The sequence below is a fragment of the Pedobacter sp. BAL39 genome (assembly GCF_000170795.1).
Classification (GTDB): Bacteria; Bacteroidota; Bacteroidia; order Sphingobacteriales; family Sphingobacteriaceae; genus Pedobacter.
In genome coordinates this window covers 256,927-279,009 of the sequence record NZ_ABCM01000006.1, presented here as the reverse complement: position 1 = coordinate 279,009, position 22,083 = coordinate 256,927, and the positions used below count along the sequence as shown (strand labels likewise).

The following is a 22,083-nucleotide window of genomic DNA, read 5'->3' as shown; positions in this document are numbered from 1 at the left end:
TAAAAGAATTAAATCGCTAAATTGTTTTAGATGTCTTAATTGACATAAACCAAATATTAACTGTATAATGAAAACAAATCTACTCCTTGTCAGGCTACGGCCTTGTCATTCCTATGCCCATTTTCCGGGGTACTGGAATCAGCAAAAAATCGAATCTTCAAGTCGCCATTGCGTGCAGCTAAATTCAGCTTAACCTTTTTTATTCAGGCAATATCTATTGCTGCCGCAGCATGAATCAGCGCGGTCAGATTTAAGCTCTTTTGAAATTCAAAGCGAATCACCTTTGGTTATGGGGAACGCTATGCCTGTGTTTTTGAGCAGGATTAAACTTAAATGTCAAATGAAAAAAAGTAGTTTTCTTTTAATTAGTGCATCATTGTGCGCTTGTCTGTACTCTTGTCAGAAGGAGAGTTTTTTAGACCAAACACAATCCACAGATCTTGATGAAAAGGCAGTTTTTGCCGACAGTACCTATACGGTAGATTTTCTTTCGGGCATCTATGTTGATATTGGTTTCAGTACCTGGCCGAAGAGATTTGGCAGGGGAGGCCTGGATGCTTCTACTGATGAAGCGGAAGGTGCCGCTTCCGGTGCCATCAATACCTATATCCAGTTTGCTACAGGTACGGTGAACCCGAGCATCATCACCAATGACGTGTGGAGCATCTCTTACACCAATATCCGCAGGGTCAATATTTTGTTGGGAAACCTGCCCAACACGAGGCTTGCCGATTATACCAAAACCAGGATCAAAGCCGAAGCCCGGTTTTTACGCGCCTATTATTACTTTATGTTACTGGAGCACTATGGCGGGATCGTGCTCATGGGCGATAAGGTGTATAATGCCACTGATGAGATCCCTTCTGAGCGGAGTACCTACCAGCAATGTGTAGATTATATTGTCAGTGAATCTGATGCTGCGGCCACGGATCTTCCCTGGGTACATGTCGGTGAAGAGTACGGCCGCATCAATAAAGCGGCATGTTTAGGGCTCAAGTCCAGGGTGCTCCTTTACGCGGCTAGTCCTTTGTTCAACGGCGGCAGCATTGCTGCCGGCGAACCGCTGAAATCCATTGTTTCCTATCCTGCTTTCGACAACGAGCGCTGGAAAAAGGCACAGGATGCTGCTTTAGAGGTGATCAGCAGCGGACGATATGCCTTATATCTGGACAACAATACTGAGCCTGGATATGGTTTTTACTGGATGTTCCAGCTTCGCAAAAGCTCAGAACTCATCCTGGCGAAGATGAGGGGAGCGAATAAAGATCTGGAGGGCATCTGGAATCCGCCTACACATGGCGTGACAGATCCAGGCGCCTTTCCTTACCTGGAAACCGTAAATGCCTTTGGCATGCGCAATGGTTTGCCTATTGATGATCCTGCATCGGGTTATAACGCACAGCAACCTTATGCCAACAGGGACCCACGTTTTCTTAATACGTTTACCCGTGATCAGTCTTTGGTTTACCATACACCCGAGCTCGTCAGAATTCCGGTCAATATTTACATCGATAGAACCAATCCGAACAATGTTACTTCCGGACAGGATGCCATTTATAAAGGGACACCTACCGGCTACTATACCTTTAAGATGCTGAACAGGGATGTGGTGGCCAATTGGTTTAACGTGTCCACTCCGCGCTGTTTTCCAATCATCAGATACGCAGAAATCCTGTTGAATTTCGCCGAAGCCAGAAATGAGTATATCGGCGGGCCAGATCAGCAGGTATATGATGCTGTGGAAAAAATCAGGGAAAGGGCTGGTCTGTTACCTTACCAGCTGCCTGCAGGTTTAACACAGGTACAGATGCGGGAAGTCATCAGAAACGAGCGACAGAAAGAGCTTGCCTTTGAGGGACACCGCTTTTTCGATGTCCGCAGGTGGAAGATTGCCGCCCAGACTGACAACCGTCTGATGCATGGTACGGAGCCTGTAAAAACGGCAACAGGCACAACCTACAATACCATAGACGTCAGAAAGCATAACTTCAGCGACAAAATGTACCTCTGGCCACTGCCTCAATCGGAAGTAGCCAAATCGACTAAGCTCTTACAAAATCCTGGTTATTAACCTTATCAACCGAAATCATGAAAAGGAAAAAATACATCATTTTTTATCTGCTCTTTGCTGTGCTGACTATCGCATCATGTAAAAGCGAAATTGCAGATACCATCACCGACGAAACGGTAAAAGACATTTCAGGAACCTGGAAGGTAGTTTCCCTGACCAGAAACGGCGAGTCACTGACTCAGCGGATCGACCTGAGTAAATTCAAGGTGATTTTTAAAAGTGACGGCACCTATACCCTGGAGGATAAACTCGCTTTCGCGGTGAGTGATCCTGGGACCTACAATCTGAACGATCCTCAGTATCCGTACAGCCTGATCCTCACACCCACAGGTAAGGACGCTGAAAAAATCAGCTTTCAGTATCCGATCATAGAGGGTAAAAGACAGCTGAGCCTGACCATCAGCCCTGGCTGCACAGGAAATATTTATCAATACAATTTTGTAAAAGAAAACTAAGGAATGATGAAAAGATTTATCAAAAACGCGAGATACCTCTATCTGCTGATCGGGGTAGCAGTAGTCATCTTTCTTACGCAATGCGGCCTCAATCCTTTCAGCATAGAAATGGCTGCTTCGGGAAATGCCAATGAGGTTTCCACTTTCCTGCTGCATGGCTCCACCATGTCCAGAATTGATAACAACCAGGCCAATCCAACCTATGCCACCAGGTTGCTGGTTGGTATCATGGTGCCGAAAAGCTGGAATGCCAAACAGCAGGCTGTAGTGAGCTTCACCAGCCCGAAAGGCGATGAAACCATGACCCTCATTCCTGACTCGGAGATTGAGCCTGTGTCCGGGCAAAACTGGTCGGCAGCCGCAAAGAAGAGATTCGGAATCGGACCAAATTTAGTGGATGACTTTGAGTGGCTCATCTACAGGAGCACCAAAGTATACACCTTTGTCAACAATGAAGACATCAACTTCGATGTGAAGGTCAGCTGTAAGCTCGGACCAGAGAATATGCTCGTTAAACTGGGCTTTTACATCGGATCGTCCAGAGAAAACCTGAGACCTGATGATACCGACTACACCAAGTTTGCCTTTTCTAACCAGTTTGAGGTTACAAATGGCACCGGTGAGCTCATCGATTTTATCAACCCGCAGCTGAGCAAGATTGAACCTGTAAAGAGCCTGGACAATGACATTGTTACTTTTACATTCGACAGTGGGGTGACCAATACCAGTCTGAGTGATACCGACGACATTTACCTGTGCGCCACAGCTTACGATGCCATGAACGCCGTAATTGCGGAGTCATGCGAGCGCACGGCAAAAAATAAGCTGAATGCTCTGGGTGGAAAAAAATACCGCATAGATGCCTGGCCGAGAGGGCTCTTTAACATCGCACCGGAAGTGGCCATTAGCAGGATAGAATATTATTATACAGACGTCACGGGAACCAAAAGGGTAGGGTATGGCAATACCGCCGATCCCTTTAGATTTACCTTCAGCTGCAATTAATCAGATGCTTGTAAATCAATTTCTTAAACCTAAACAAAGAATAACAAATCGTATTTAATTATGGTAAATTGCTATATAAAAAAATGCAGTTTGGGGATGTTACTACTCCTTTCCAGCATCTTTGCAGTACATGGGCAACAGACAACGTCTGATCCCAATGCAGCGTCTCCCAATGTCCGTAAGCTCACCATTGTTGATGAATATGGGAAAGCCCTGACAGGCGTGCCTGTATATTCATCCACAAAAAAACTGCTCGGTACGACTGATGTAAACGGCGCTGTGAGTGTGTCGTTGGCGCAGAACGATAACCGCATCACCATCAGCCAGCCGGGATACTATCAGAAAACCATCAGACCCACAAAAGACGAGCTGGTCAGGCTTGTTGTAGATTACCTTGCTGCAAACGAATCTACCGCTGTCTTGTATGATAAGAAAACATCAAAGGAAATTCTGGGTGCTGTTTCTTCACTCAATAACAACCAGATAAAAACCACACCTACATCACTCTACTTGAATTCGCTTACAGGAAGGTTGCCTGGTTTTTATACGCAGGAATCCAGTGGGTTCAGAACAGCCCGCACCCAGCCAATCACCATGAATGATCTGGCAGGCTCACTTCCCAGTGATGCCGTCAAGTACAGCTCCAACTTCAGCGACAATGCGGAAATCAATTATAACCTCAGGGGACAGCAGCCCGTCACGATCATCGACGGCATACAACGGGATATCTATTCCCTGGACCCGGAAGATATTGAATCCATTTCGGTATTGAAAGATGCGTTATCCTCATTGCTGCTGGGGCAGAAGAGCTCCAGGGGAGTATTACAGGTCACCACCAGAAGGGGTATCGCAGGTCCACCAAGGATTTCCTTCACCGCCCAAACGGGAATACAAAAAGCTTTAAAACAACCTAAACCCTTAGATGCCTATCAGTATGCTTACCTCTATAATGAGGCATTGCAAAACGTAGGGAGATCTCCGGCATTCTCCGAAAGCGACTTTAATGCCTTCCGCTCCGGCGAATCGCCCTTGTTGTACCCCAACGTCAACTGGTATGATCAGGTGCTGAAGGATGATGCGCCCATCACCAAATACAATCTGGGCATCAATGGTGGTGGTAAAACCGCACGTTACTCATTAGGACTGAGTTATATGAACCAGCAGGGAATGTTTAAGATGGCCGATGCCGGCGATAACAACCTTTCCCTCGATAGGTACCTGATCAATAGTTCTATTGATGTCGATGTCACCGATAACTTCAATATCGGTCTGCAGCTTTTTGGCCGCATCCAGGATGGTCGCCAGCCGGGCGCAGGAACGGGGAATATATTGGCTGCGCTATATTCTACGCCTAACAATTCTTATCCCGTACTCAATGACGATGGCACTTATGGAGGTTCTTCTGTGTACAACACCAACCTTTACCAACAGGTTACCGGATCAGGGTATCTGCTGGACAATACCCGCGACCTGATGGCTAACCTGGACATGAAGTATAAGTTCGACCAGTGGCTGCCGGGGTTGTACCTGAAAGGAAAGATGAACGTGTCAGCCACCTCTTCCAGCCTCATCGACAGAAGCAGGAAGCAGCCGGTATATGATGTGTCTTACAATACCTTAGGCAATGTGGTTTATACGAGATATGGCGTCATCTCTGATCAGCCCAACTCATTCGCAGCGACTTCCACGACAAATTCCTTTTATGCACAGGGAATGCTGGGTTACGATACCAGTATAGGGGACAGTCACCACATCAGCGGAAAGTTATTTGTAGATCAGCAGATCTCCAACTTCCAGTTCGATCTGCCCGCCAAGTACACCAATATGGCAGCGACAGGAAGTTACAATTATGAAAACAGATATTTCGCTGAAGCGGCAGTCAACTATTCCGGCTTTAACCGCTTTCAGGCAGGAAACAGATTTGGCTTATTTTACGCTGCGGGTCTGGGCTGGGACATTGCCAGTGAGGCCTTCATCAAAGACAACCTGAATTGGGTCAATCAATTGAAATTGCGTGCCACCTATGGCAGAACGGGAAATACCAATGAAGGTGCACTTGGCTATTACAGCTGGAGGGCTTCCTTTGGCCAGGATGGAAACAATGGTTACGACCTGGGGTATCAGTATTCCTTTAAAAGCGGTATCGTTGAACGTGGCCTGGCCAACGTCGATGCCACATGGGAGAAAGCGAATAAACTGAACGTCGGCCTGGACCTGGCGCTCTTTGATTCACACATCAAGGTCGTAGCGGATGTTTACCGGGATAAATATTTTGACCTCCTGCAGCAACGGGGCTCCACTATCGAACTGATCGGGATGTCTTATCCTAATGAGAACATCGGGGAGAACCTGTACAGCGGACAGGAGCTGAGCGTTACCTATCAGAACAAAATCCACAATTTCAATTATTTTATTACCGCCAATGCGTCCCGAATGAAAACAGAGGTGCTGTACATGAACGAGGTTCAGCAACGGTACTCCTGGAACAACCGTACCGGAATGCCGGTAGGACAGGTGTTCGGTTACCTGGCAAATGGCCTGATACAGACGCAAGCGGAGGCCGACAGTGCGCCGCGACTTGGTGGCACGCAGGTGTTCCCCGGGGATGTTAAACTCGTGGACCTGAACGGTGATGGCATCATCAACCTGTTTGATCAGACGGCATTGGGCAATACGAAACCCATCATTTACTATGGTGCGACTTTAGGGTTCAGTGTCAAGGGGTTTGATTGCAGTGTGCTGCTTCAGGGGGTTAAAAACAGGACCTACCAGCAAACGGATTATGCTTTCGGCAGCGGCGGTGACCGTCAGGGCTATGAGTACCTCTTAGGTCGATGGACACCTGAAACTGCAACAACAGCAACCTATCCAAGGCTTACCGTGGGATTCAATGCGAACAACACGCCTTATCTCAACAACTCGAGTTTCTGGACCCATTCCGGAGAGTACTTCAGGATCAGGAACATTGATGTAGGCTACACGTTGCCATTCAGTGTTACCAACCGCATAAAAGTGGCCGGGCTGAGGTTATTTGCCAATGCACAGAACCTCTTCACCAGTACCCCGTACGACAGACTGGATCCGGAAATTTATGGTGATAACTCGTACCCGATTCAGAAAGTGCTGAATTTCGGTGTGAACATCAAATTATAAATATAAGATAGACGATATGAAAAGGATATATTTAAAATGTTTTGTAATGGTCATGCTGATCAGCGCCCTCTTCTCCTGCAAGAGCGATCTGGAAACAGAGCCGATTGAGCAGCAGACGCTGGATCAGGTGTTCAACAGCAAGGATTCTGCGGGAGTCAACGCGGAGCGTTTTCTGATCGACATCTATGCGCGTCTTCCTCGTACCTATAATAGGGTGGGCGATGATTACCTGGATGCGGCTACAGATGATGCCATTTCTTCTAATACGGGCAACACCTCTGTACAACAGCTGGCAATGGGTACTTATACCTCAGACAATTACCTCGATAACCAATGGGGCAACTGGTACGCAGGCATCCGTCAGGTGAATATTTTTGTCAACAACATCGACAATGTTCCGCTGAAAGGAAAACTGCCCAATGGCGTTACCTTCAGGGAAGTATGGAAATCGGAGGCGCGCTTCTTACGTGCGCTGTATTATTTTGAACTGGTGAAACGCCATGGCGGGGTACCTTTGCTGGGTGATCAGGTCTTCCAGCTGAATGACAATGTCGAGCTTAAGCGCAGTACCTTTGAAGCATGTATTGATTACATCGTAACTGAATGTGATGCCATCAAAGATAAACTGCGTACCAATCCATTTGACCTTAACTTCATAGAGAGACCAACTAAAGGTGCCGCGCTCGCACTGAAATCAAGGGTGCTGCTGTATGCCGCTAGTCCTCTATATAATGAGTCGAACATTGATCCTGCAAATCCCCTTACCGGTTATGTCAGCTTTTCGGCACAGCGCTGGGAAAAGGCTGCTCAGGCTGCAGAAGAACTGATCAACCTTGGTCAATTTGAGCTGTTGAGCGACTTTAAAGGGGTATTCATTACCCAGGCCAACAGGGAACGTATTTTCAGCAGACAAGGCGGGAACAATACCAATGTGGAGGGAAACAATGGCCCTGTGGGTTATAGTGTATCCATCAACAACGGTCGAACCAGTCCTACTCAGGAGCTGGTCAATGCCTTTGGTATGGCCAATGGCCTTCCTATCGATGATCCTGCCTCCGGATATCAGCAAAATGACCCCTATGCTAACCGTGACCCCCGCTTTTATGCAACGATATTTTTCAATGGTGCGCAGTGGCTGGGCAGACCGGTACAAACCTTTGAGGGTGGGGCCGACAAGCCAGGAGGTACCAAACAGCAAACGAGAACAGGTTATTATGCCCGTAAGTTTATGGGGAACTTCGAAAACCTGATGAGGTATGACAATGTGAACCATGACTTTGTTCTGTTCCGCTATGCAGAGGTACTGCTGAACTATGCGGAAGCCAGAAATGAGTTTCTTTCTGCTCCCGATGGATCGGTGTATCAGTATGTCGAGGCCATCCGTCAAAGAGCCGGATTGAATCCTTACCAGCTTGCTGCGGGCCTGACCAAGGTGCAGATGCGCGAAATCATTCAGAATGAGCGACGTAAAGAACTTGCTTTTGAAGAACATCGGTTTTATGATGTCAGACGATGGAAACTCGCGGAGACGCTGTTCGACAGACAAGTGAATGGGATGGTCATTTATCAAACCGGAACGGGTACCATCTATCAGCAGACACCAGTCCTCCAGATGAACTTTGAAAAAAGAATGTACCTGGCCCCGATCCCGTTTTCTGAAGTCATAAAAAATAGGAATATGGTTCAAAATCCAGGCTGGTAATTAAGGGTATTCACAAGATTCAATTCAAAGACATGAAAAAAAGTTTATATATCATTTTATTGATTTTCTCAACATTCCCTGCAATTGCCCAGGCCCAGTCGGTCGTGACTGGTATTGTTAAGGATTCAGGTGGCCCACTGCCGGCGGTGACGGTGACGGAGAAAGGATCAAAGAACCTGGCCATCACCAATAATGAAGGTAAGTTTACCATCACCCTGAAGGGGAGCAACGTCCTGTTGTTTACCAGTACAGGTTACGTGGCACAGGAAAAGAAAGTAAGGGGCGGCGAGCAGATCGAAGTTTTCCTCCTTCCCAGCAACCAGGACCTCAACGAGGTGATGGTGGTTGGTTTTGGAACGACCAAACGGATCACGAATACCGGTGCTGTAAGTACCGTAAAAGGAGCTGAGATCCGTAATATACCTACGTCCAGTGTGCAGAATGCACTCGCCGGACGTTTACCGGGACTGGTCTCGGTACAACGTTCCGGCCAGCCGGGAAGGGATGCCTCCGATTTCTTCATCCGTGGGGTAAGCTCACTGAACCCTGACGGGAATCAACCCCTGATCATTGTGGATGACATTGAGTATACTTACGGGCAGCTTTCCCAGATCAACGTGAACGAGATTGAAAGCATCTCTATTTTAAAGGACGCCTCCACCACAGCAGTATATGGGATTAAAGGGGCTAATGGAGTATTGGTCGTCAAGACGCGTAGGGGTGCTACTGGCGCGCCAAGGGTCAATGCCAGGGTGGAATCAGGTATGCAAAGCCCGGTCACCAAGCTCAAGTTTCTGAATGCCTACGAAACAGCACTGCTGGTTAATGAAGCAAGGGCTAACGACGGACTTACCGCTCAGTTTACTGGGGCAGATATTGAGCACTTCAGGGTGGGCGATGATCCTTATGGTCATCCTGATGTAAATTGGTACGACCGCATCTTCAAAACCAACAGCATGCAGTACAATAGCAATGTGGACATCTCTGGCGGAAGTGAATCGGTCAAATATTTCATCTCCGGAGGGGCATTTACACAAAATGGAAACCTTTACAATTTTGAGAATGAGGGAAATCAGGTAGATAATAATTATTACTACAGGAGGTTTAATTTGCGTTCAAACCTGGATGTTGATGCGACCAAAACCTTAAAAATCCGCCTGGACCTGAGGGCTAATTTCGGAAAAATCAATTCTCCAAAGGCAGGTAACATCGTTGGCGAGGTATTCGACTTCTCCAAAATCCATCCTTATTCTGCGCCATTCTTAAATCCAAATGGTTCCTACGCTTATGCCAGCGATACCCGTGACCTGCTGCCGACCATCAATGCACGTCTGGCAACCGCAGGTTATAGCCTGGACAGGCGTAATGACCTGAACATCCTCTTTGGTGGTACGCAGGACCTGAAGGCCATTACCGAAGGGCTGTCTTTTACTGGACGTGTGGCCTACGCGAGCGTGGAATCTAATGTCAGGGAGCAATCTAGGGAAAATCCACCTTCCTACCTTTACGATCCAAATACAGATTCCTATACCCTGAACGGTCCGATTTATGCCCTTGGAAATTATACGCTTTTTGCTTATCAGGGTTTGTATGATAGCCGCGTGAATGTGGTAGCCAATTTTAGCTATACCAAAAAGTTCGGTGATCATACGGTCAACGGCCTGGTACTTTACAATAGGGAATCCTATAAAACCCGCGGAGACAGAAAGGTGAACTGGATCCCGGCGAACTTCCAGGGCTTTACAATGAGGGCTGGTTATGACTATAAAGAAAAGTTTCTGATCGATGCTACACTGGCCTACAATGGATCTGACCGTTTTCAGGCTGATAAACGCTATGGTTCCTTCCCTGCAGTTTCTGTAGGTTATAACCTTGCCAAAGAAAGTTTCTTTAATGACATTGTCCCTTTTGCCGATCTATTTAAAATCAGGGCCTCTCTGGGGCTTGTAGGTTCTGATAAGGTGCCTGGCGACAGGTACTTGTTTCAGCAGGTCTACAACAACGGGCCGGGTTATTCATTCGGCGAAGTAAGCAAAGATGTCAACAGCATTACGGAAGGCCCTCTTGGGAACAGCAATGTAGGCTGGGAGAAAGCGCGTACCTTTGATGTCGGCTTAGACCTCAACCTATTCAAAAATAAGCTCACACTGGCTGCCGATTATTTCAATACCAGACGTTATGATCAGTTGATCACCTCACAATCTTTACCTATCAATATCGGGGTTGGGGTCTCTCCAACAAATATTGCCACGGTAAGTAATAAAGGTTTTGAGCTGGAATTGGGTTATAACAATAACATCGGCGCGTTTAACTACAACATCAAAGGGGTATTGACCTATTTCAAAAACAAGGTCTTGTTTAAAGATGAACCTTCCCCGGCATATCCATGGCTGGCACAAACCGGACATCAGATCGATCAGCCTTTCGGATATCGCTTTGACGGTTTTTATACTGAAGAGAACATTCCGACCAGTGCAAAGCCAAACACGGGTGCTGAAATTATGCCGGGAGACCTGCGTTACAAGGATTTAAATGAAGACGGTGTGATCGATCAATACGACATGACCGCCATTGGAAGACCCAATGTACCCAATACCAGTTTCGGTTTAACCCTGGGTGGGGGCTTTAAAGGGTTTACCTTCAGTGTGTTGTTTCAAGGTACAACAGCTTATAGTTTCAGCGTATATGGAAATGGTATTGAGCCTTTTCAAAGTCAGTTTCAGCCGATCCACCAGCAACGATGGACGCCGGAAAATCCTACTGCAGCAAAGTTTCCTCGCCTGTCGACCAATCCAACCACGATCAACAGCCCTGCAGCTTATATGTCCGATTTCTGGTTGATTGATGCGACATACCTGAGGTTAAAGACTGTGGAGCTTGGCTATCAGATACCGGATAAAATGCTGCCTTTCAAGGTGAACAATGCCAGGATCTATCTGAGCGGTTACAACCTGCTGACCTGGACCAACTATTCCATGTATCAGCAGGATCCTGAGGTCAGCTCAAATACTGCCGGCGATGCCTACCAGAATCAAAGGGTAGTCAACCTGGGACTGCAGATCGGTTTTTAAACATTACAGGTGGTCAGCTTTTCATTTACCTGATCATCATCATCACAGCTGTCCAAAGAGAAGTTTCTTTTTTGGGCAGCTGTCTTTTTTCTGCGCACAATGTTGTTTTTCCATTACGGAATTCAGTAAATTCAACAGATAACTATGTTTCCTACCATCTCTTATTTGCTTGAATATCTGTTTGGTGTCCCCATCAATCTGCCTATCCCAACATTTGGCGTTTTCGTGGTGCTCGCATTCGTTTTATCTTACTTTACTTTCTACAGCGAGTTTAAACGCAAGGAACGGGTAGGGGTAATAGCGACCTTTGAGCAACCATTTTTTAACAATGGAGCCACTGCCGCTGATTATGCAGAATATGGCCTTCTTGGCTTCCTGCTCGGATTTAAGGTTATTGGCGCTTGTTTTGACCTTGATTTATTTTGGCAATCTCCTTTAAAGTACATTTTCTCCCTGCAGGGAAGTTGGCTGGCCGGAACGCTGATCTGTTTGCTTTTTAGCTACCTGATTTATTGGTACAGAAAGCAGGAAATGCTGGAAAATAACCGCAAGACAACGATTGTCGTCCATCCTTACCAACTGATGCCGAAACTGATGATCTGGACCGCAGTATGGGGCTTTCTTGGCGCCAAAGTTTTCAACTTCCTGGAGAACGTTCAGCTGTATAGTTCATATTCGTTTGCCCACTACCTCCAATACAGCGGACTTACATTTTTAGGCGGATTGACATTCGGGGCAATGACCTATCTTTATATCGGCCATAAATCTGGTATGAGGCTGATCGACCTGGCGGATATTGGTTCTCCGGGAATGATGGTGGCGTATGGGGTTGGACGCATTGCATGTCAACTTTCCGGCGATGGTGACTGGGGTATTGTAAATAATACCGAAAAACCTTTTCTATGGCTGCCCGACTGGATGTGGTCTTTCCGTTTTCCTTATAATGTATTAAATGAAGGAAGCTACATTAGCGGTTGCGCGGGAAACTATTGTACCATCTTGCCACATGGCGTTTTCCCTACTTCTTTTTACGAATCTGTGCTCATCCTGACTGCTTTTTTTATCATTTGGATCAATAGGAACAGGATCCGGCTGCCAGGATTGATGTTCTCCATTTATTTATTGGTGATCGGACTGGAACGTCTGTTAATCGAAGAAATCAGGCTGAATTACAGGTATGAGGTTTTCGGGATGCACTTGTCGCAGGCACAGATGGTCAGCCTATTGTTTATACTGCTGGGTCTGCTTATTGGTGGGTATACGGTCGTACATAGAAAGCGTGCGCCATGGTGATACCCCCTAAAATTGGCGTTGGTGTTTTCTTATCCAGGTTTTCATTTGATTGGCATTTAATAAGATGCTGCTGGCAAATAGCGGCTACCTATGCACGAATAATCATGCTGGTATTCCCGGTTCAGGTAAACCTTTAGCTTAGTATATCTAACACACCTATTATGAAAAACGCAGGCACGATCATCATCGTCTTATTTCTGGCTGTTTGTCGGCCATCCTTTTTAAAGGCTCAGGAACAGGACAACAAGACATCAGCAGCAATCCAGGAGAAAAATACTAAAGAAGGCGTTTTCAAAAAGGATGGGTTTTATTTTGGCCCGAGTGCAGGTTTATGGTTTCCGGACGGGAAGAATCGCGTAATGGGCCACCCCGTTCTGCCTGGATTAATCATGGAACTGAAAAGTGAGAAGTCGTCCATCAGTCTTACATTTGATTTCATTATCAATGAAGGCACAAAAGATACTTTATATATCAAGTACAATGATGAGCTATTGAAAAAGAATAAATTTGCCGGTGGACAGATTGGCCTGGATTTCGACCATGAAATTTTCAGTAAGGAAAAGTTCTCTATTGAGGCAGGTGCGGGCCTTGGTTATGGGATGATGACTTATCACAACCCAAATAAGGATGTTCATGTTGGAAGGTCGGGTTTGTACTTTAGCCCTGGACTTAGTTTTAGGTACTTTGTCTCGAACAATAGCTTTATCAAATTGAGAACACAATATTATGTGGCCAACTACCGGCTTAAGGATGACGTTAGTACCGATTTCAGGGGTAACTATCCAACGGTGAAGCTCATTTATGCATGGAGGTAAAAATGATGATAGAAATATATAATAAAGAAGACGTTATCATCCCTTTTGAAAATATTGGTGATGATGAGATAGAAAACTGGACCGAAGAAGTGGTCACTGATATTGTTAATGCCACAATAATAAAAAAATGGCGGTATTAGAGGAAGTATAATTAGCTATTGTGGCCTCTAAATTGATAAGGGTAACCTGAATCAGGAGCGCTTACTCCTGACCACAAATTACTGCTCTTGATTCGCAGAAATTAAGTTAACCATTGATTACTCATTTGATAATAGGACTGAATGTATCAACAAATATTAGTATTTGCCTGCCTGTTTGTACTTTCCAGTTGTAAAGAAACGAGCAGGGTAGAGATTTTACCCATTGATAAAGAATTAAATGAAAAGTTTTTAAGCGGGAAGGGGTTGGATACAAATTATTTTAATATGGATCACGTGCTTCAATACTATGAAGTGGTGCCGGGAGCATCAACCGAAAAGCAGCTGCTGGCCAAACTAAACAAGTTTGTACAAAAGAGATACCTTGGACAGCACAGTAGAGTGCCCGGTACACTCCATATTTTTTTCTATGAAACCAGCTTTCTGACGGATTACAGTAAGGATTTGTACCGGGTTGCCCGCGACAGTGAGTATGGTGCTTTAGAAAAACATAGTGATGAACTGCTGGCGCAGTACTCATTTGAACGTATCGAGGAGCATCCCAATAAAATCATGCGGAATACCTTTTTCTACTATCACGTGAAAAAGCCTCTGCAGCTGTCCGACACCTTATCTCTAAAATAAGGTTCGTTAAGGGCACAGCTGCAGAAGCTGAAATTATTTATGCCATGGCACCATTGGCACCAATGACCTGTCCTGAAATCCATTTGGAATCATCTGAAGCCATAAAAAGGATGACTTTAGTGATGTCTCTCGGGTCTGCAATCCTGCCAAAAGCATTACTGCCTGCCAGTCTTTCCAGCACCTCTTCAGATTTTCCATTCAGGAACAAATCCGTACCCGTTGGTCCTGGCGCTACTGCATTCACTGAGATGCCTCTTCCTATTTCCTTCGAGAACACGCGTGTCATCTGATCTACAGCAGTTTTGGTAGCGGTGTAAATGGCATAACCGGGGAACATCAGCCTTGTTGCAGATGAAGACAGGTTGATGATGATCCCATTGTCGGCAAGCCGGGTCGCTGCGGCTTTCATACTGAGGAAAACACCTTTCACATTGATGTTAAAATGACGGTCGAAGTCATCAACGGAGTGGTCTTTAAGTAACTTTGTTTCCATCACACCGGCATTATTGATCAGTACGTCGATCCGCCCAAATTCGTTGATCGCCGCATCAAACAGACTGTTTACCTCTTCTTCCTTGCTCACATCTGCTTTGAAGGTAATCGCCGTACCGCCCTTCTCGCGGATGCCATTGAGCAGTGCCTCAGCAGGACCTGCACTACTTGCATAATTGATCACCACCTTTGCACCTTCTTCGGCAAATGCTGCGGCCATATCGGCACCGATCCCTTTTGACGCTCCGGTAATGAGTACCACTTTATCTTTTAAGCTTTTCATAGTCTTTTCTTTTGTTATCCAAAAATACGGACAACATTATGGATAACTCTGGTGACTGTTTCAGTATTTAAAACTTAAAAGTGACATTGGCAGAAAGACTACGTCGCATTTGCGCGCTCAAAACGCCCTGTCCGGTAAAATAAAGTACATCGGTAAGGTTATCACCCTTGATGCCAATTCTGCACCTGCGCATCTCGTAAAAGAGGGTGCCGTTCAGCAACGTATAGGAAGGAAAAGTAAAGACGCCCGTCGTGGCCGAGTTCCCGGAAAGATATTTTCCGGAGTGATTGGCACCGAAGCCTGCGCCCAGTCCTTTTAGTGATCCATCGGGCTGTACATAGCTAACCCAGATGTTGATCAGCTCATCCGGCCCTGCTGATGCTGGCCGGCGGCCTTCAAGGGCCTTTGAAGAACGGGTAAGCTTGCTATGATTGTAACTGTAGCCTGCAATCACATTCATTCCCGTAACTGGATTGGCGATCAGTTCAAATTCGAATCCTTTGCTACGCTGGGTGCCATTCTGGACAACGATATTGTAGTCAATACCCTCCCTGTTCAATACCTCGTCCCTGGTAATGTCCTTTACTTCGATGTCGTAGTAGCTGGCGGTGAAACTCATCCGGTTGCCGAAGAGATCCATTTTCAAGCCTCCCTCAAACTGATTGGCTTGCTGCGGTTTGAAGGTGCCTGAGATGTCACCAAGAGGTTGAGCAACAGGGGGAACATTGCTGAAACTATTCATGTAATTACCAAAGACAGAAACTTTGTCTTTAATCAACTGATAAACGAGTCCGAATTTAGGCGACAAGGCCGTTTGTGAATATTTTGTATTGACCAGCAGTGTATTGGTCGCCAGGTTCATCGTTCCAAGGCTCTGGAAGCGGTCGACGCGCAAACTGAGTAGCACCAGCAACTGATCCGTCAGGTCGATGGCATCAGAAGCATATGCGCTGTAAATATTGCTCGAATTGTAATTCTTCACCACAGCGCCAGCTGTACCCACGCCTGTGAGCGCCGCAATTTTAGCTTCTGCTTTCGCCCTGGTCAGGGTTCCATATTTGGCCGGAAGGTCACCATTAACTGCGCTTACTGTGTCAAACTTCACGATAGCGGAATTGTTATTATAGGTCGTCTGGTTCAGGTAATCCAGTCCCACTACCATTCTGTGTCTCATGCCGCCAATTTTAAAGTCGCCATTGAAATTCTGCTGCAGGGCGGTATAGTTTCCTTCGTAGTTCTGCAACTGTACGTTTCTTTCCACCAGTTCATCGCTCGAAGCACCGCGTATAAACTGGTACTGGTACATGCCATCAGTCTTGCGGGTATTTCTCGATACACTTGTTTGCGACTTCCAGTTGCCGGAAATCTGATAGTTCAGCTGTCCGTGGATGTTTGAGGCAGGGGCTTTCAGCGTGATGTCATTGGAGGTGAACGACCTGTTCCAGTCGTAGTTTAGTGCCTTTGGTGTTGTAGCAATGTAACTCCTCGTGCGGTGCAGGAACACAATGGAAGGATTGGTACCCTCATAGTCGTAAAACTCCGCATTTAGTATGGCTTCCATTTTTTCATTGATACGGTAAGAGATCACTGGAGCTACAAACGTAGATTTCCTGAACCCTGCATCCTGAAAGCTCGATCTTTTATGATAGGCTGCATTGACGCGGAATTGCAGGCTTTTATCGTCATTTAGCGGCCCATAAATATCGGCAGTAAGCCTGTTCAGGTTAAAGTTTCCTGTTGTATATCCAATTTCTCCTCCGAGAGTATCCAGGGGCTTTTTGGTGATGACATTGATCAACCCGCCGAAAGTCGTGAGCGCACCTCCGAACAAGGTTCCGGAAGGGCCTTTGAGTATCTCAATTTTCTCAATATTGGCAGGGTCGATGTCTCCGTTGGTTTGTCCGGCGATGCCATCAACCATGGAAATTCGTGTAGGAAAACCACGTAAATTATAATAAACTGCTCCGTCACCACTTCTGCCGATGCTACCTTGCATCTTTAAGATACCAGGCGTGTTTTTCAGGACGTCAGTGAGGTCTGTAGTGATCTGTTCATTCAGTAGAGATCGGGTGATGGTCGTATATACCTGAGGGTTTTCCAGGTTTTTTAGCGGCAGCTTAGCCACTGTTTCTGTCTTGCGGACAACGAATTTGTTGACCATCTTGCCGTTCACCTCTATCTCAGTGAGCTCCTGACTGTTTGCTGCCAGTCTGAAGTTTTCTGTGATCGTCACACCGGCCAAGACCTTAATTTGACTGCTTTGGGTGGTCATCCCAACATAACTGGCATCCAGTCTGTAATTGCCGGCTTCCACATCTCTCAGCATGAAATCACCTTTCTCGTCTGCTTGGGTGCTTTTTACATCCTTAATGCTTACCGTTACAAAGGGCGCTGGTTTACCGTCGCTGGTCTTTACTGATCCTTTGATGTTTCCTTTTCCTGCTGAAGTCTGTATCGTGACTACATCTGCTTTCAGACTCAGGCTTTTCAATTGTTTCCCAAGGAGTTCTGTCAACACCTGTCGTACGGATTTCTGAGTTGCACTTAACTTTACCTTGCGCTGCACGTCAAGCTGTGTGCTGCTGTAAGAAAACTTTAAGCCCGACTGATCACCTAAGGCACTGAGTGCGTCTGCAAGGCTCATTTCGGCCAATTCGATAGTTACAATTTTATCAAGTGCTGATTTCTGTTGTGCAATGCCGTAAATTGGACTCCAGATCAGAAAACCAATGAAAAGCAGGATTGTTACGCTTTTTTTCGTCAGGGTACATAGTTTGTACATACTTTTGTTTTGTTGTTAGTTAATGATGAATTGATTGGCAATTGGACCCAGGATGAAGTTTGCCGACCGAACCTGGGTCTTTTTTTATTGATATTTGTGATGTCGTATTAGTAAATGATAAATGAACCCTGGTGATTTTTTTTGTAGTGGCATTTCAATGCGAAACTGATGCTTTCCAAAACGTCTGTTAATGCTGGCTTCAGAAAACTGCCGGTATAACGCTCCTTAATAAGACGGTTATTCTTTATCTCTACCTCTACATTATACCATCGCTCGAGCACGGGGAGAATTTCCTCAACAGTCATGTTGTCCAGAATCAATTGATCTTCCTTCCAGCTCGTGTACTTATTGGCGTATACGTTAGTTTTGACCATATTCCCCGTACTTGTAGCGTCATGAACGGGAGGTGTGGAAAATAAACCCATCTGATTGGCAGTGAGGATCAGGTGCGCATGGCCTTTAGGCCCCATAAAACGAACTTTGCCTTCTGCCACCACCACGGCGGTAAAAATCTCAGAAGGGTAGCAGCGTAGGTTAAAGTGTGTGCCAAGCACCTTGATACTGGTATTCCTCGTGCTGATGTAAAAAGGTTTTGATGGATCTTTCGCCACATCAAAGAAAGCTTCACCACTAAAATCAATCATCCTTGCAGTATCCGGGAACCTATTTGGAAATCGTACTGTACTTCCGGAATTCAAATGCACCAGGGTACCATCGGGCAGCTTTAATGTAACCTTTTCACCGTTTTTTGCAGCTACCTGTCTGTATTGTACTGCGGGACTGTTCTTGTATCGCTGAAAGTTCAGGAAAAAGTAACCCGCCGCCGCGATAAGCAACAGGCTGGCAGCGATGCCAAGCGATGTGCTCCATTTTTTCCGTTTGGTATCGAATGTTGAGACAACTGGTGTATTCGTTTGTTCCGCAAGCGGGGCTGTCGACTGCTGCTGAAATTTAAAGCGGCCGGATAATTTTTCCCAGCCTTTGTTTTCTAAATGGTCAAGACTGACATGTTCCGGGTAACTCCATTCCACATCGTCATTCATTAGCCATGCTTCCACGAGCTCCCGCTCCTCCGGGCTGCATTGACCAATATGATAACGCTGTATAATTTCCTTGTTTATTTTCATATCAAGAGGTCTACTTCTGATGCCTTCATACAGATAAGCTGTTTAAGCAGGCTTTTTCCCTTGGATAAATATGAAAAAAAAATAGATTTTTATGTAAGGTGTTGATTATGAGTTGTGTTATTTTTTAGTCTCACTAACAACGGGAGGCTTGCAGGTTGTCCCTAAGAAAATTAATCGCACGGTAGAGGTGATACTCGACGGTTTTTTCTGAAATGAGCAATTTGGCGGAGATCGTTTTATTGTTCATCCCATGTTCCTGACTCAATAGATACACCTCCCTGCAGCGGGATGATAACTGAGAGACGAGTGAACTGATGTTAGCATTCAGCTCGTTAAATAGGATCTGCTCTTCGGTGTAGTTTTTTCCTTCAATTGCGTTGCTGAGCGCAGACTGCAGATGTGTCCTATGACTGCTGCTGGTGCGCAGGTATTCAAAAGACTCCAGCTTCGCTGCCCGGTAGAGATACCTTTCAATCGAGGTCCTGATCTCTATATTTTTACGGCGCTCCCACAAGGAAGCGAAAATATCCTGGCTGACCTCCTCTGCAATTTCCTCGTCACGGGTGTAATGGAAGATGATTCCGTAGACATCTTTCCAGCATGTCCTGTAAGCATGCTCAAAACGCTCTTCATCTATCTTCAAGATAAAGACACCCTGGTCACTACTGAAATGCTGATTTTGATCCAATATTTAGATTTTTGTCCAAAGCTATATATTTGCTTGGAATAATTCTAAATAATAGTATTTATTTGTCAATTCAGTGTTACGGCATCAGCCACGGCGCCACATTGTAAATTTGTTGTGTCGATAGTTTTAACAGGTCCAGCTTGCTTTCTGAATTTCGTAAAGGAAATTGAGTCTTGGCATTTCTCCAAAATAGGGGATTTCCTCCTCAGCGATTTTTACGGCATGTAACCGGCCTATTGCAATCTGTGAGCGTAAGTTTTCTGCCCCAATATGAAAGTAAACCCGATTTACAAATTGGAAAATGTAGTCCAGCATCAGCTTTTTTACCTTGGGGTTAATGCCCTTACCCCAGTAAGCGGTAGCATAAAATGTATAACCGATAAAGATGCTGTTGTTTTCAGGACGGTAATCATAAAAACGCGTACTGCCGATGGTCAAACCGGTAGACCTGTCAATGATACGGAATGCACCACCGCTTTCCAGGGCGCCTTCAAAAAAGTTGCGGAACACTTCTTCTTTCCATCGGTCTTTGTTCGGATGTTGCTGCCAGATCTCAGGATCAGCTGCTGCAGCGTATAAAACGGAAAAATCCTTTTCGGCTAAAGGACAAAGGATGATGTCTTCGTTTTCCAATGTGGGTTGCAGGTCAATGGTCATGGTGATGCTTTAGTTTATAAAAGTAGCATTATAGTTTTCGGAAATCCAATGAAAATTGCATTAGGTTTTAACGGCTATGATGTCGTTATAAAAGTTAAAGTTTACGAATCAAATTTGAACAGATGGTGATTGACGATAAAGATGATACGATTTGTGAATTTTTTGATCAGATATGTACAGTAATAGCTTGTAGATTAGGGTTAACCAAAATATAAAACCGTATGGAAAAAACTATCAAAAGCCAATGGCCGGGTGCATTTCGTATGCTCAGCTGTGCTGTAATTATCACCGCTGTGATCGCAGGCTGTACAAAAAAAGAACCGGACACTGCGTCCAGTCCTGATCTCAATAACCCGGTAAAATCTGGCAATGCAGTCAGCCTCCTGTCCGTTGATTTAATGAGTGGTAATCCTATTTTACCCGTCGCAACTGCCGATCCGGATATCATTTATGCAAATGGCAAATACTACATCTATCCAACGGCCACAGGGCCGAATGCCAGTCAGTTCCACGCCTATTCATCGACAGATCTCCTGAACTGGACGGACGAAGGCATTGTCTTGAATCTAGCGAATGTCAGCTGGGCACAAACGGATGGCTGGGCACCATCAGTGGTTGCCCGTAATGGAAATTATTATTTCTATTATACCGCGGCGAAGAAGATAGGAGTGGCGGTCAGCACGAGTCCGACCGGCCCTTTTGTGGATAAGGGGACTGCGCTGGCTACCGGTGACGGAACGGATCCGATAGACCCAATGGTATTTATCGATACAGATGGTCAGGCTTACATGTACTGGGGAAATACCACCTTCAACGTTCAGCGACTGAATACTGACATGATCTCGCTGACGGGTACCAGAAGTCATGATAAACCGTCCAATTACTTTGAGGCTCCGTATGTGATCAAAAGAAATAGTACTTATTATCTCATGTACTCTATAAATGACTTCAGCAGTGATGATTACCATGTGGAATATGCGACCTCATCCAATCCGATGGGACCCTGGACTACCAAAGGACGGATCACCTCAGCACTGGGTGCGATAAAAGGGCCGGGACATAATGCTGTCATCAGCAAACCAGGATGTAGTGAGGAATATTTCTTTGTTTATCACAGGCGTACCAGTACCAATATCCATGAGCGGCAGGTGGCCATCGACCGGATGTTCTTTGATGGTGCAGGTAACATCATGCCAATCAACATCAGCGTTTCCGGAGTTACCCAATCCGCCGGTACCGCGTCTTGTTTGACACCTAACCCGATTCCTAATGGTCAGTACGCCATCCGCTCGAAGGTCAATACAACTTCTGGTGCAGGTTTGTACCTCGATATTGCAGGCTGTGCTACCGGAAATGCAGATGTAAGGACCTGGACACGGACAACCTGCGCCGGACAAAAATGGAACCTGACCTATCTGAACAATGGCTATTATAAGATACTTTCAGAATTACCAACCCATAAATCACTGGATCTGGACGCCTGTTCTATCGAACGCGGTGCCAACGTACAGGTATGGGATGTGTTCTCTAATGATTGTCAGCAATGGCGTATTGAGTCTGTAGGTGATGGCTGGTACCGGATCATGGCCAAAGCCGGGAACAATGTCCTGGATATCGTAAATGGTGATGCCACACCTGGAGCTGATGTGAGAACCTGGACATGGAATGGTGCAGCTCCTCAATATTGGAAGTTCGAAGCGCCTTAGG

General features: G+C 45.8%; 15 protein-coding genes. 10 read left to right on the top strand and 5 right to left on the bottom strand.

Annotated elements, in window-relative coordinates; translation table 11 throughout:
* Positions 1-340: 340 nt before the first annotated feature.
* The 9 genes from PBAL39_RS10630 to PBAL39_RS10590 all read left to right on the top strand — a co-directional run bounded on the left by PBAL39_RS10630 (position 341) and on the right by PBAL39_RS10590 (position 14,347).
* A complete protein-coding gene (locus tag PBAL39_RS10630; RefSeq protein WP_157273985.1) occupies positions 341-2,071 on the top strand; it encodes a RagB/SusD family nutrient uptake outer membrane protein in 1,731 nt (576 codons plus the stop codon).
* A 17-nt stretch (positions 2,072-2,088) separates the two neighbouring features.
* Positions 2,089-2,526, top strand: a complete 438-nt coding sequence (locus PBAL39_RS10625; RefSeq protein WP_008241168.1) for a DUF5004 domain-containing protein — start codon at positions 2,089-2,091, stop codon at positions 2,524-2,526.
* Between the two features lie 3 nt (positions 2,527-2,529).
* Positions 2,530-3,531: a DUF4961 domain-containing protein gene (locus PBAL39_RS10620; protein ID WP_008241166.1), complete on the top strand. Its 1,002-nt coding sequence runs from the start codon at positions 2,530-2,532 to the stop codon at positions 3,529-3,531.
* A 96-nt stretch (positions 3,532-3,627) separates the two neighbouring features.
* Entirely contained in the window at positions 3,628-6,684 is a 3,057-nt protein-coding gene (locus tag PBAL39_RS10615) for a SusC/RagA family TonB-linked outer membrane protein (RefSeq protein ID WP_008241164.1), read from the top strand.
* 16 nt (positions 6,685-6,700) lie between these two features.
* The gene (locus PBAL39_RS10610; RefSeq protein WP_039866393.1) at positions 6,701-8,386 is read left to right on the top strand and encodes a RagB/SusD family nutrient uptake outer membrane protein; all 1,686 of its coding nucleotides are present in this window, start codon (positions 6,701-6,703) and stop codon (positions 8,384-8,386) included.
* A gap of 32 nt (positions 8,387-8,418) precedes the next feature.
* Positions 8,419-11,457 (top strand): TonB-dependent receptor, encoded by a 3,039-nt coding sequence (locus tag PBAL39_RS10605; protein ID WP_008241161.1) that lies wholly within the window; start codon positions 8,419-8,421, stop codon positions 11,455-11,457.
* Between the two features lie 144 nt (positions 11,458-11,601).
* Positions 11,602-12,750 (top strand): prolipoprotein diacylglyceryl transferase family protein, encoded by a 1,149-nt coding sequence (locus PBAL39_RS10600; protein WP_008241157.1) that lies wholly within the window; start codon positions 11,602-11,604, stop codon positions 12,748-12,750.
* Between the two features lie 161 nt (positions 12,751-12,911).
* Positions 12,912-13,565 (top strand): hypothetical protein, encoded by a 654-nt coding sequence (locus tag PBAL39_RS10595; RefSeq protein ID WP_008241150.1) that lies wholly within the window; start codon positions 12,912-12,914, stop codon positions 13,563-13,565.
* Between the two features lie 281 nt (positions 13,566-13,846).
* Positions 13,847-14,347: a hypothetical protein gene (locus tag PBAL39_RS10590; protein ID WP_008241148.1), complete on the top strand. Its 501-nt coding sequence runs from the start codon at positions 13,847-13,849 to the stop codon at positions 14,345-14,347.
* A gap of 37 nt (positions 14,348-14,384) precedes the next feature.
* On the opposite strand, the gene PBAL39_RS10585 is transcribed toward PBAL39_RS10590, so the two are convergent.
* The 5 genes from PBAL39_RS10585 to PBAL39_RS10565 all read right to left on the bottom strand — a co-directional run bounded on the left by PBAL39_RS10585 (position 14,385) and on the right by PBAL39_RS10565 (position 20,376).
* Positions 14,385-15,122, bottom strand: a complete 738-nt coding sequence (locus PBAL39_RS10585; RefSeq protein ID WP_008241147.1) for an SDR family oxidoreductase — start codon at positions 15,120-15,122, stop codon at positions 14,385-14,387.
* Positions 15,123-15,189: 67 nt separating this feature from the next.
* A complete protein-coding gene (locus tag PBAL39_RS10580) occupies positions 15,190-17,904 on the bottom strand; it encodes a TonB-dependent receptor (RefSeq protein ID WP_008241146.1) in 2,715 nt (904 codons plus the stop codon).
* Between the two features lie 107 nt (positions 17,905-18,011).
* Complete coding sequence (locus tag PBAL39_RS10575; RefSeq protein WP_008241144.1) at positions 18,012-19,031, bottom strand: FecR family protein; 1,020 nt, start codon at positions 19,029-19,031, stop codon at positions 18,012-18,014.
* Positions 19,032-19,164: 133 nt separating this feature from the next.
* Entirely contained in the window at positions 19,165-19,719 is a 555-nt protein-coding gene (locus PBAL39_RS10570; RefSeq protein ID WP_008241143.1) for an RNA polymerase sigma-70 factor, read from the bottom strand.
* A gap of 126 nt (positions 19,720-19,845) precedes the next feature.
* The gene (locus PBAL39_RS10565; protein ID WP_008241141.1) at positions 19,846-20,376 is read right to left on the bottom strand and encodes a GNAT family N-acetyltransferase; all 531 of its coding nucleotides are present in this window, start codon (positions 20,374-20,376) and stop codon (positions 19,846-19,848) included.
* 221 nt (positions 20,377-20,597) lie between these two features.
* On the opposite strand from PBAL39_RS10565, the gene PBAL39_RS10560 reads away from it, so the two are divergent.
* A complete protein-coding gene (locus tag PBAL39_RS10560) occupies positions 20,598-22,082 on the top strand; it encodes a family 43 glycosylhydrolase (RefSeq protein ID WP_008241139.1) in 1,485 nt (494 codons plus the stop codon).
* The last annotated feature ends 1 nt before the right edge of the window (position 22,083 follow it).

Excerpts from the sequence above, each read along its gene's own strand:
- PBAL39_RS10630 (WP_157273985.1), top strand. The coding sequence starts at position 341 with ATGAAAAAAAGTAGTTTTCTTTTAATTAGTGCATCATTGTGCGCTTGT.
- PBAL39_RS10575 (WP_008241144.1), bottom strand. The coding sequence starts at position 19,031 with ATGAAAATAAACAAGGAAATTATACAGCGTTATCATATTGGTCAATGC.
- PBAL39_RS10620 (WP_008241166.1), top strand. The coding sequence starts at position 2,530 with ATGATGAAAAGATTTATCAAAAACGCGAGATACCTCTATCTGCTGATC.
- PBAL39_RS10615 (WP_008241164.1), top strand. The coding sequence starts at position 3,628 with ATGTTACTACTCCTTTCCAGCATCTTTGCAGTACATGGGCAACAGACA.
- PBAL39_RS10625 (WP_008241168.1), top strand. The coding sequence starts at position 2,089 with ATGAAAAGGAAAAAATACATCATTTTTTATCTGCTCTTTGCTGTGCTG.
- PBAL39_RS10565 (WP_008241141.1), bottom strand. The coding sequence starts at position 20,376 with ATGACCATTGACCTGCAACCCACATTGGAAAACGAAGACATCATCCTT.
- PBAL39_RS10610 (WP_039866393.1), top strand. The coding sequence starts at position 6,701 with ATGAAAAGGATATATTTAAAATGTTTTGTAATGGTCATGCTGATCAGC.
- PBAL39_RS10560 (WP_008241139.1), top strand. The coding sequence starts at position 20,598 with ATGGAAAAAACTATCAAAAGCCAATGGCCGGGTGCATTTCGTATGCTC.
- PBAL39_RS10580 (WP_008241146.1), bottom strand. The coding sequence starts at position 17,904 with ATGTACAAACTATGTACCCTGACGAAAAAAAGCGTAACAATCCTGCTT.
- PBAL39_RS10590 (WP_008241148.1), top strand. The coding sequence starts at position 13,847 with ATGTATCAACAAATATTAGTATTTGCCTGCCTGTTTGTACTTTCCAGT.
- PBAL39_RS10595 (WP_008241150.1), top strand. The coding sequence starts at position 12,912 with ATGAAAAACGCAGGCACGATCATCATCGTCTTATTTCTGGCTGTTTGT.
- PBAL39_RS10585 (WP_008241147.1), bottom strand. The coding sequence starts at position 15,122 with ATGAAAAGCTTAAAAGATAAAGTGGTACTCATTACCGGAGCGTCAAAA.
- PBAL39_RS10600 (WP_008241157.1), top strand. The coding sequence starts at position 11,602 with ATGTTTCCTACCATCTCTTATTTGCTTGAATATCTGTTTGGTGTCCCC.
- PBAL39_RS10605 (WP_008241161.1), top strand. The coding sequence starts at position 8,419 with ATGAAAAAAAGTTTATATATCATTTTATTGATTTTCTCAACATTCCCT.